Annotated in this window: 10 protein-coding genes and 1 pseudogene; 10 read left to right on the forward strand and 1 reads right to left on the reverse strand. The window is 62.8% G+C overall.

The window, feature by feature from the left end; translation table 11 throughout:
* Positions 1-37 precede the first annotated feature (37 nt).
* The 6 genes from EII23_RS02595 (at position 38) to EII23_RS02620 (ending at position 6,036) form a co-directional block, all read left to right on the forward strand.
* Positions 38-970, forward strand: coding sequence for a dihydroorotate dehydrogenase (locus EII23_RS02595; protein ID WP_124791833.1), 933 nt, complete (start codon positions 38-40; stop codon positions 968-970).
* Positions 967-2,100: a hypothetical protein gene (locus EII23_RS02600; RefSeq protein WP_124791834.1), complete on the forward strand. Its 1,134-nt coding sequence runs from the start codon at positions 967-969 to the stop codon at positions 2,098-2,100. Before EII23_RS02595 ends, EII23_RS02600 begins: the two co-directional genes overlap by 4 nt.
* A complete protein-coding gene (locus EII23_RS02605; RefSeq protein ID WP_124791835.1) occupies positions 2,094-3,143 on the forward strand; it encodes an NAD(P)-dependent oxidoreductase in 1,050 nt (349 codons plus the stop codon). The genes EII23_RS02600 and EII23_RS02605 overlap by 7 nt, the downstream gene beginning before the upstream one ends.
* Positions 3,140-5,107: an ABC-F family ATP-binding cassette domain-containing protein gene (locus EII23_RS02610; protein ID WP_124791836.1), complete on the forward strand. Its 1,968-nt coding sequence runs from the start codon at positions 3,140-3,142 to the stop codon at positions 5,105-5,107. Before EII23_RS02605 ends, EII23_RS02610 begins: the two co-directional genes overlap by 4 nt.
* The gene (locus EII23_RS02615; protein ID WP_124791837.1) at positions 5,097-5,546 is read left to right on the forward strand and encodes a (deoxy)nucleoside triphosphate pyrophosphohydrolase; all 450 of its coding nucleotides are present in this window, start codon (positions 5,097-5,099) and stop codon (positions 5,544-5,546) included. The genes EII23_RS02610 and EII23_RS02615 overlap by 11 nt, the downstream gene beginning before the upstream one ends.
* 136 nt (positions 5,547-5,682) lie before the next feature.
* A complete protein-coding gene (locus tag EII23_RS02620) occupies positions 5,683-6,036 on the forward strand; it encodes a NirD/YgiW/YdeI family stress tolerance protein (protein WP_124791838.1) in 354 nt (117 codons plus the stop codon).
* A 114-nt stretch (positions 6,037-6,150) separates the two neighbouring features.
* On the opposite strand, the gene EII23_RS02625 is transcribed toward EII23_RS02620, so the two are convergent.
* Positions 6,151-6,987 carry a DMT family transporter gene (locus EII23_RS02625; RefSeq protein ID WP_124791839.1) on the reverse strand — a complete coding sequence of 279 codons (837 nt, stop codon included), beginning with the start codon at positions 6,985-6,987 and terminating at the stop codon, positions 6,151-6,153.
* Positions 6,988-7,302: 315 nt separating this feature from the next.
* On the opposite strand from EII23_RS02625, the gene EII23_RS02630 reads away from it, so the two are divergent.
* The 4 genes and pseudogenes from EII23_RS02630 to EII23_RS13335 all read left to right on the forward strand — a co-directional run.
* Positions 7,303-8,475 (forward strand): NAD(P) transhydrogenase subunit alpha, encoded by a 1,173-nt coding sequence (locus tag EII23_RS02630; RefSeq protein ID WP_124791840.1) that lies wholly within the window; start codon positions 7,303-7,305, stop codon positions 8,473-8,475.
* 155 nt (positions 8,476-8,630) lie between these two features.
* Complete coding sequence (locus EII23_RS02635; protein WP_124791841.1) at positions 8,631-8,912, forward strand: NAD(P) transhydrogenase subunit alpha; 282 nt, start codon at positions 8,631-8,633, stop codon at positions 8,910-8,912.
* Positions 8,913-9,035: 123 nt separating this feature from the next.
* Positions 9,036-9,803, forward strand: a pseudogene (locus tag EII23_RS13330) (NAD(P)(+) transhydrogenase (Re/Si-specific) subunit beta); the annotation flags it as partial.
* A 494-nt stretch (positions 9,804-10,297) separates the two neighbouring features.
* The coding region (locus EII23_RS13335; protein ID WP_260424559.1) for an NAD(P)(+) transhydrogenase (Re/Si-specific) subunit beta at positions 10,298-10,632 on the forward strand (335 nt) is incomplete at its 3' end.

Below are 10,632 nucleotides of genomic sequence, written 5' to 3' on the forward strand. Positions count from 1 at the left end.
CCATGCGCTGCCGGTTTTGCGGCATTTGGAGACCCGCATGAATCTTTCCGTCACTCTCAAGGGGCAGAGCCGCGACCTGACGCTCAAAAATCCTGTGCTCACGGCCTCCGGCACGTTTGGCTACGGTCTGGAGTACGCGGCCTACGGCGAACTGGCCTCTCTGGGCGGCCTGGTGGTCAAGGGGCTTTCTCTGGAGCCGCGCGAGGGCAATCCCCTGCCGCGCATTGTGGAAACCGCGGCAGGCATGCTCAATGCCGTGGGCCTGCAAAACGACGGAGTGGAAGCTTTCTGCCGGTTCAAGCTGCCCGCGCTGCCCTGGCGCGAAACCGCGGTTATTGCCAATATCTATGCGTCGTCGGTGGAGGATTTTGCCCGGCTCGCCGAACGCCTTGATGCGGAAGAAGGCATTGCCGCGCTGGAAGTCAATGTGTCCTGCCCCAACGTCAAGGCCGGGGGAGTGCTGTTCGGGCAGGACCCGGCGCTGGCCGCGCGGGTGACTTCCGCTGTGCGGCGGGCCGCGCCCGGCAAGCACGTCATGGTCAAGCTTTCGCCCAACGTCACGGATATTGCGCTCATGGCCCGCAGTGTGGAAGACGCTGGCGCGGACAGCATCTCCTGCATCAACACCCTGCTGGGCATGACTGTGGATCTGCGCAGTCGCAGGCCCGGACTGGCCAATGTGGTGGGCGGTCTTTCCGGCCCTGCCATCAAGCCCGTGGCCCTGCGCTGTGTCTGGCAGGCTGCGCGTGCCGTGCGCATTCCCGTGGTGGGTGTGGGCGGCATTCTCACGGCCGAAGATGCCCTGGAATTTCTGCTGGTGGGCGCGCGTGCCGTACAGGTGGGCACGGGCAATTTTTTGCGTCCGGACTGCGCTTTTGCCCTGGCGCGGGATCTGCCCGAAGCCTGCCAGCGTCTGGACATTGCAGATTTGTCCGCGTTCTGCGGCAGTCTGCGCTTGGACACGCCATGACGCTTTCTGTCGACGCAGTGCGGTCCGCGGAGGATTTTTCGCTGTTCGTGGATCTGCCCTGGAGCATCCATCGCAACCATCCCCTCTGGACCCCCCCCCTCAAAAGTCAGGAAAAGGATCTCCTCACGCCGGGCGCGCACCCTTTCTGGGAGTCGGCGAGCCGCGAGCTTTTTCTTGTCCGGCGCCAGGGGCGGCCCGTGGGCCGCGTGGCGGCCATTGTGGACCGGAAATACAATGACTATGCGGGAGAAAAATGCGGTGCTTTCGGCTTTTTCGAGTGCGCGCACGATCCTGCGGCCGCCCATGCCCTGTTGGACGCGGCGCGGGACTGGCTGGCGGGTCAGGGCATGGCCTTCATGCGCGGGCCGCTCAATCCTTCGGCCAATTATACCTGCGGCCTGCTGGTGGACGGCTTTGACCTGCCGCCGGTGATCATGATGCCCTGGAATCCCCCGTACTACGCCGAAATGCTGGAAAGCTGGCATTTGCGCAAGGAGCGGGATCTTTTTGCCTATCTCATCGAGCGGCACCGCCTCGCCCTGCCGGAGTGGCTCACGCAGGAAGTGGCCCGGCTCAGGGCCGAGGGGCGTTTTTCCTGCCGCACGTCCAGCAGGGCCACCCTGGTCGGCGACATCCGCGACATGCTGGATCTCTACAGGGACTCCTGGGCGCAGAACTGGGGATTTTCGCCCCTCTCGGAGGCAGAGGCCGAGTGCCATGTGCGGGAACTGAAAAGCGTTCTGGACCCGGAGTTTTTTGTGCTGTTTTTTCATGACGGCCGACCTGCCGCAGGCATGGTGGCCCTGCCCGACATGGCGCCGCTTCTGCGGCGGATCAACGGCCGTTTGGGGCTTTCCGCCGTCTGGCACTGGTGGCGTGCCCGCACGGAAATCCGCAGCGGATACCGCATCATTCTTTTCGGCATCCGCGAGGAATACCGCCTCCTGGGCCTGCCACTGCTGCTGCTGGACTTCATGCTGGAACAGGCCCGCCGGAAAAAGGAATTCCAGTGGGTGGAAGGCTCCTGGGTATTGGAGGACAATGTGGCGGTCAATGACCTGATAGAAGATTTTTCGGGCCGCCTGACCAAGCGGTACCGCATCTACCGCCGGGAGATCGGGGCATGGTGACGGCGGCCTCTCTGGCGGGAAAAAACGTTCTGCTCACCGGCGGCACGGGCTTTGTGGGGCGGCATGTGCTGCCGCGTCTGCTGGAGTCCGGAGCCTGCGTCACCTGCCTTGTGCGTGGCCGTTCGCGGGTGGAGAATCTGCCGCCTGCGGTGTCCGTGGCGCAGGCAGACCTGCTGTCCGGTCAGGGGCTGGAAGAAGCCCTGGGCGGACAGGACGTGGTGATCCACATGGCGGCCCTGCTTTTCGGCCTGGGCTGGCAGGACTATCTGCGGGCCAATGCCCTGGCTGCGCGGAGCATGGCCGGGGCGCTGGAGCGCCTGAAGATGCGGGGGGGAGGCCCTGCCCGTGTTGTTCTGGTGTCCAGTCTGGCGGCCACCGGCCCCGGCGCGCGCCTGCCCGGTGTGGGTGATGATGCGCCGTGCGCGCCTGTTTCGGCCTACGGCTGGTCCAAGCTTCTCACCGAGCAGATTCTGGGCCGCGCGCTGGGGGATGGCTTGGTAACCCTGCGGCCACCCATTATCTACGGTTCGGGCGACAGGGGGCTGCTGCCCGTTTTTCGCGGTGTTGCGCGGGGGGTGGCCGTCAGCCCGGGATGGGGAAGGGAGTTTTGGGTCAGCGCGGTGCACGCGCGCGACATGGCGCAGGCCGTGCTGCTTGCCTGCGGCGCCAAGGCGCGCGGGGTGTATCACCTCAGTGACGGGCATGCGCATACCATGACCGGATTTTGCCGGGGCATGGCCCGCGCGCTGGGTACGGAGCGCACGTTGCGCGTTCTGCGCCTGCCCTTGCCCCTCATGGGCTGCGCCGCGGGCATATCCACCGCTCTGGCCGTCACGGCCGATGCCGTCAGCGCCCGGCTGCGCGGGCGCGGCCTCGGGCGCGCTCCGTCCTGGAATCTGGACAAATTCCGTGAGGCGCGTCAGGAAGGCTGGCTGTGCGATGCCAGTCGCATTGGCCGCGAACTGGGCTTTGTGCCTGCCGTGAACCTTGAGGAGGGCATGGCCGAGGCTGTGGCGGGCTACCGCCGTGAGGGCTGGCTGTGATCACCCTGCAAGAGCTTTCCAAGTCTTTCGGGGGCAGGGATATTTTCCACTCCTTCTCTCTGGAAATAGATGCGGGCGTGCGGCTGTGCGTCTGCGGGCCCAACGGCTGCGGCAAATCCACCCTGCTGCGCCTTCTGGCCGGGGTGGAAGCGCCGGACGGCGGGCGGGTCATCATGCCGCGTGGCTGCCGTCTGGGCTATGTGGAGCAGGAGCTTCCGGAAGAAGCTCTGGACACTCCCCTGCTGGATTTTGTGCTGGAGGCGCTGCACGACTGGGGCGAGTTCTGGGAGCAATGGGCCGCTGCCGCCGCGCGCAAGGACGAGGCAAGCCTTGCGCGGCTCATGCAGCGCCAGAGCGAACTGGAAAGCCTGTACGGCTACAATCCCGAACACCGCGCCAAGGCAGTGCTTTCCGGTTTGGGCTTTGCCGAGCGCAAGTGGGGGCGGACGCTGCGCGAGCTTTCCGGCGGGTGGCGCGAGCGCGCCAAGCTGGCCCGTGTGCTCACCGCAGGCGCCGACGTGCTGCTGCTGGACGAGCCGACCAACCATCTGGACGTGGAAGCCGTGGAATGGCTGGAATCTTTCCTCGCGGACTTCAAGGGTGCGCTGGTCTTTGTGGCCCATGACCGCCTGTTCATGGACAGGGTGGGCAGCCATGTGCTCTATCTGGGCCTGTCCCGCCCCCTGTTCCGCAAGGCTACCTACAGCCATTTCCTTGCCCTGCAGGAAGAATACAATGCCCAGCGCGAACGGGAGGCGCGCGCTCTCAGGGACGATCTGGAGCGCAAGATGGCCTTTGTGGAAAGGTTCCGGGCCAAGGCCACCAAGGCACGGCAAGCCGGATCACGCCAGAAGATGGCGAAAAAACTGGAAAAAGAGCTGGAAGATTACCGTCCGGAGCCTCGCCGCAAGGAACTGAACTTTGCCTGGCCCGAAGCCCCGCATGCGGAAAAAATCATGCTGGCCGCCGTTGATCTGGAATTCCGCTTTCCCGACGGCAAAAGCATGTGGCCGCCGTTGAGCTTCACGCTCTACCGGGGGCAGCGGGTGGCATTGGTGGGGCCCAACGGCTGCGGCAAATCCACCCTGCTCAAGCTGCTGGCCGGTACGCTGGCGCGTTTGGGCGGCAGCGTGGTCTCTGCCTCGCAGATGCGCATGGGCTATTATACCCAGCACCAGATGGAAACCCTGCGTTCCGGTTCCACCGTACTGGCCGAAATCCGCCGTCTGTCCGATCCGCGCACCACGGAAGAGGAACTCATGAGCGTGCTCGGGCTGTTTTTGCTCGGGCAGGAGTATTTTGACCGGCAGACCGACAGCCTCTCCGGTGGAGAAAAAAGCCGTCTTGTGCTGGCCAGCCTTTTTCTCAAGCGGTGCAACTTTCTGCTGCTGGACGAACCCACCAACCATCTGGATCTGGAGAGCCGCGAGGCGCTTGCCGCCGCCTTGCAGAAGTTTTCCGGCACGCTGCTCACTGTGGCCCATGACCGGTGGCTGCTGTCGCAGATCGGGGCCGAAGCCTGGGAACTGGGCGGAAACGGGCTCACCACATACGGGGATTTTGCCGCCTATGACGCGGCGCGGCGCGGGCGGCTGGCAGACGATGCCGCGGATGCCGCCACGCCTGTTGCGCGGGAGGAAAGCACAGCCCCGCCCCTGTCGCGGGAGGAGCAGAAGCGTGCCAAACGGGCGCAGGCCAAAAAGCGCAATGCCCGCTACAAGGAGTTGAAACCGCTCCAGGCGCGGTACGAAGCGCTGGAAAAGGAGCTTGCCGCCGTGCTGGACCAGCAGGGGCAGGTGGAAGCCCGCTTGGCCGACCCTGTGGTCTATGCCGACCACGCCCTTTCCGGCGAACTGCTCAGGGATTTTGAGGCGTGCAGACAGCGCGGCGAAAGCCTGCTGGAAGAAATGGCCTCTCTTGAAGAACGCATGGACGCAATCCGGCAGGTCTGGAATGAAGACTGACGCGGCAAGAACGGCGGAAGGGCGCGCAAGGTCGGCTCATGTTGAGGTGGCCGCGGGTATTGTCTGGCGTGCAGGGCGCTGCCTGGCGGCATGCCGCCCGGAAGGCGGGGTTCTGGGAGGCTGCTGGGAGTTTCCCGGCGGCAAGCTGGAGCCGGGGGAAAGCCCGCTGGACGCCCTGAAGCGCGAGCTTGCGGAAGAACTGGGCATCGGGGTGCGCGCGGCGCGCTTCTGGCAGAGCCTTGAGCACTGGTATCCGGAAACCGGCCTGACCGTGCGCCTGCATTTTTTTCATGTTACGGACTTTGCGGGCGAACCGTGCGCCGCCGAGGGGCAGGTATTGCGCTGGGTGCGGCCGGAAGAGGCCGCGCATCTGGACTTTCTTGCGGCAGACAGGGAAGTTGTGGCGCAACTCCGTGAGGCGGGGGCTGCATTGGTCTGAAAAAAGGCGCTGCCCTGTGGGGGCTGGCGTGATCGGCGCAGCCTTGTGCGCGCATGCAGCCGGTCACACAAAACACGGAATGTGTGGGGACTGTGCGCGTTTGCCGCGTGCACGGAATCCGGAAGGAGGCAAGGAAATGCGTGAAAAGATACTGTGTTTGAGTGTACTGCTTGCGGCATGCATGTCTTCTTCGGCGATGGCTGGAAACCGGGGAGGGTTTGAAGGTCCGGGGCCGGACATTGTCAGTGTGGAGCAGGCCGGGAAAATGGCCGATGATGCCCGTGTGGCGCTCAGGGGGCATATTGTGCGGAGCCTTGGCGGCGACGACTACGTTTTCAGGGACGAAACCGGCGAAATCACGGTGGAGATTCCGGAAAGAAGATTTGCGGGCCAGACCATCGTTCCTGCGGACACGGTGGAGATTCACGGCAAGGTGGACAAGGACTGGTCAGAAACAGAGATCGACGTCAAGCGCATCATCAAGCGTTGAGCATCTGGCCCTCGGGCTTTTCAGGTGCCGCTCTTTCTGCGGGTCTTTGGGGCCGCTGGGGGGCGGCAAGTTTTCTTTTTCACGAAGCGGTATTGCCGACAGGCGGCCCGCGCATCAGGCCAGTTTCATGATCATGGCGCCGCAGGCCACAAGCAGAACCGCCGCGGCCCGCTGGAGCGAGAATTTTTCTCCCAGAAAAAGCACGGCCAGCACCATGCCGAAAATGACCGAGGTTTCGCGCAGCGCCGCCACACCGGCAATGGGCGCCAGTGTCATGGCCCAGATGGCAATGCCGTAGGAGCCAAGCCCGGCCAGCCCGCCAAAAAGGCCCACAGTCGCCCGCGTGCGCGCATAGCGCAGATAGTTTGCGCCGTGCCGCCAGAGAATGAAGGCGTGGAGCGGCACGACATTGAGCACAAAGATCCAGGCGGCATAGCTTGCCGCGCTGCCGCTGTGCCGTGCCCCCAGCCCATCAGCCAGGGTATAGCCCATGATGACAAAGGAGGTGCGCAGGGCAATGAGCGTTGTGCCTTTTGCCGCACCACGCCGCGCATTGTCGCCTGCAAGGCAGAAGATGCCGCAGCAGAGAGTGAGAACGCCGCACCACGCACCAAAGCTCAGCGGGCTGCCCAGCAGGAACATGGCCAGGGATGTGAACAGGGGGGCGCAGCCCCGCATGACGGTATAGCCGAAGGTCAGATCTGTTTTTGCATAGGCCGCGGCGATGCAGATATAGTAGGTGAAGTGACAGATGCACGACATGCCGAGATAGGGCAGGCTGGCCGGGTCGGGGGGAGGCAGAAAAGGCAGGAGAAAAAGTGCGCCCAACCCGCCCCCCAGGGCATTCAGGCCGGTTTCAAAAAGCTTGTTTGACCCGCCCTTGACAATGATGTTCCACAAGGCATGGAGCAGGGCGGCCAGCAGCACGGCAAGCACGATTTGCGTAGGCATAGGAGTTGTGTACGCCGGGTGACGGGCTTTGGCAATCCGGCAGCCCGGTCGTTTTTTTGTGTTCTTTTTTTCGATGAACCGATTTCGGTTTATTGGGAGAAATTTTTCGCAAAATGATTCTGTCGTGCATTCCTTTGCGGAGCAAACACAGGAGCAGCAGGGTGTATTGGTTTTCAACTTGCTGAAATACAATATGTTATTTGTCAAAAATATCTTGGCATATGTTTTGCTTTTTGGGTGTGGCGGCGCGTGAGGCGCCGGTGTTCGCGGATCAGGTTTTTTGAAGTATCATCAAAATCTGTAAGGAGCCTCATAATGAAATTTCAGGGTATGACTATCGGTGTGCCGAAGGAAATCATGCAGGGTGAGCGCCGCGTGTCTTCGACGCCCGACACCGTCAAGAAGATGGTGGGCGAAGGTGCCGTGGTTCTGGTCGAGAAGGGCGCGGGCGAAGGCGCGTTTTTTGCTGACGCCGCCTACCGCGAAGCCGGGGCGACCATCGTTGACGATGTTCAGGACATTTTTGCCAAGGCCGATGTTATCCTGAAAGTGAAAGAGCCGCAGTTCAACACAAAGGTGAACAGGCACGAGGCGGAAATGGTGCGGGACGGCCAGTACCTGATCACCTTCCTGCATCCTGCGGCTCCCGCGAACCATGAGGCGATGAAGCAACTGGCGGCCACGGGCGTCATCGGCATCACTCTGGACGGCATCCCGCGCATTTCGCGGGCCCAGAGCATGGACGCCCTGACCTCCATGAGCACGGTGGCCGGTTACAAGGGTGTGCTCATGGCCGCCAACCGTCTGGCCAAATTCATGCCCATGGTGGGCACAGCCGTGGGCATGATCAAGCCCGCCAACGTGCTGGTGATCGGCACGGGTGTGGCCGGCTTGCAGGCCGTGGCCACGGCCAAGCGTCTGGGTGCTGTGGTGACCGCGGTGGACATTCGCCCCGACGCGCGCGAGCAGTCCAAGAGTCTGGGAGCCAAGGACATTGACGTGGGCGTGCCGGCCGAGGTGGCCATCGGCGAGGGCGGCTATGCCCAGCGCCTGAGCGAGGAATGGCTGAACAAGGAGCGTGAGGCCCTGAAGCCCCTGGTGAAGGCTGCCGACATCATCATTCTTTCGGCCTTGATCCCCGGCAAGCTGGCTCCCATCCTGATCACCGAGGAAATGGTGGCTTCCATGGCCCCCGGTTCCAGCATTGTGGACATTTCTGTTGATCAGGGCGGCAACTGCGAACTGACCGAAGCCGGCGCCGTGGTGGAAAAGCACGGTGTGACCATTGACGGCACCAAGAACATCCCCGGCATGATGCCCACAAGCTCCACCTGGATGTTTGCCAACAACATTTACGAACTGCTCTCCTTCCTGGCGCGTGACGGCAAGATTGTTCTGGACAGGAACGATCCCATTGTCGAAGGCACGCTGACCACCATTGACAAACAGATCGTGCACCGCGGCGCGCGCGAGGCCATGGGTCTGTAAAGCGGCACACGCCGGGCGCGGAGATTCCGCGCCCGGCGTTTCTTTTTTTTCTGCGCCCGCCACAATCCGCCCCGCGGGTTGTGCGGGCAGCGGCGGATTGGCCGCAAGGCTTTCCGCTGCGGGCAAAAATCACTTTGTTTTCGAGGAAGGGCATCATGAATCCATTTACCCTGCTGGCGGTGTTTGTTGTGGCCACGCTGCTCGGCTACAAGATCATCAGCCATGTGCCGAGCCTGCTGCACACGCCCCTGATGTCGGCCATGAACGCGCTTTCCGGCGTCATCATCCTTGGTGCCGTCACAGCGACCTATCTTGCCGGTTCGGTTTTCTTCACCATTCTGGGGGCCATTTCCGTAAGTATGGCCATTGTCAACGTTTTCGGCGGTTTTGATATTACTCACAAAATGCTGCGTATGGTCGCCGGAAAAAAGAAGTAGCCCTTCTCTGGCCCCTGCACCAACCATCAACAGGAAGAAAGGGTTGCTGTGATTATGAGTGCACTGACCTACAACATCATAGCCGGAATTTTGGTGGCCGCTGTTCTCTACGGCCTGCGTCTCATGAACAGGGTTCCCACTGCGGTGCGCGGAAATCTTTTCTGCGCGTCGGCCATGGGGCTTGCCATTCTTGTCACCATGCTCAAGGATGGCTCCCTGGCCTCGCCCGCGCTGTGGGTGTCCATTGCCGTGGGCATGGCCCTGGGCCTTACCCTGTCCAACAAGGTCAAGATGATCCAGATGCCGCAGATGGTGGCCTTTTTGCACGGCATCGGCGGCGGAGCGGCGGCCATCGTGAGCTTTCTCGTGCTGGCGGACACGGGGGCGGCCTCGGCTTTCGAGCGCGGCAGCGCCTGCCTGGCCCTTGCCATGGGTATGACCACCATTGCCGGTTCCTTTGTGGCCGCGGGCAAGCTGCACCAGCTTTTGCCGCAAAAGCCGGTGATTTTGTACGGCCATACCAAGATCATCATGGGCATTCTTGCGGTCATGGCCTTCTCCGTCTTCATGGGCACGGCCTTCCCGCAGACCATGACCGCCTTTTTCCTTTTCGTGATGTTCTTTAGCGGCACGGCGTTCGGCATCGGCTTTACCATCCGTGTGGGTGGGGCCGACATGCCCATCACCATTTCCCTGCTGAACTCCATGGGCGGCGTGTGCGCAGCCATTGCGGGCTTTGCGGTCAACGATCCCCTGCTTGTGGCCATCGGCGGCATTATCGGTTCGTCCGGTTTTCTGCTCACGCGCATCATGTGCCGGGCCATGAACAGAAAGCTGCTTTCCATCCTGCTGGGCGAGTCCTCGGTGGTGGCTCCTGCCGCGCCCGCCAGCAAGCCCGCTTCCGCCGCGCCTTCTGCGCCTTCGGCTGCTGCGGGCGGTGCGCGCAATGAAGAGGCAGAAACCGCGCGCCTTGTGCAGAACGCCAAAAACGTCGTGATTGTCCCCGGTTACGGTATGGCACTGGCCCAGGCCCAGCACAAGGTCAAGCGTCTTGCCGACCTTCTGGAAGGCAGGGGGGCCAAGGTGAGCTACGGCATCCATCCTGTGGCGGGTCGCATGCCCGGCCACATGAACGTGTTGCTTGCCGAGGCGGACGTGGATTATGAGCGCCTGCTGGAAATGGATGTGGTGAATCCCCTGTTTGCCGAGGCCGACCTCGTGGTTGTGGTGGGCGCCAACGACGTGGTGAACCCCGCAGCCAACACGGCGGAAGGCACGCCCATCTACGGCATGCCCATTCTTGCGGTGGAAAACTGCAAGAACATCATTATCTGCAACTATGACGACAAGCCCGGCCCCTGTACGGGCGTGAGGGCGTGCACCTCATGCTGGGCGATGCCTCGCAGAGTTTTGACAGGTTGCTGGCTTATGCCCAGGGCAAGGGCGCGGCTGGCGAAGCCGCGGCTCCGGCAGGCCCGGCGGGCGCGGGCAGCGGGGACGATGCCATTGCGCGCCTTGTGCAGGACGCCAAAAACGTCGTCATTGTACCCGGTTACGGCATGGCGCTGGCCCAGGCCCAGCACAAGGTCAAGCAGCTTTCCGATCTTCTGGAAGGCAGGGGGGCCAAGGTGAGCTACGGCATCCATCCTGTGGCGGGCCGCATGCCCGGCCACATGAACGTGCTGCTTGCCGAGGCGGACGTGGATTATGAGCGCCTGCT

Source organism: Desulfovibrio sp. OH1186_COT-070, from assembly GCF_003860215.1.
Lineage (GTDB): Bacteria > Desulfobacterota > Desulfovibrionia > Desulfovibrionales > Desulfovibrionaceae > Desulfovibrio.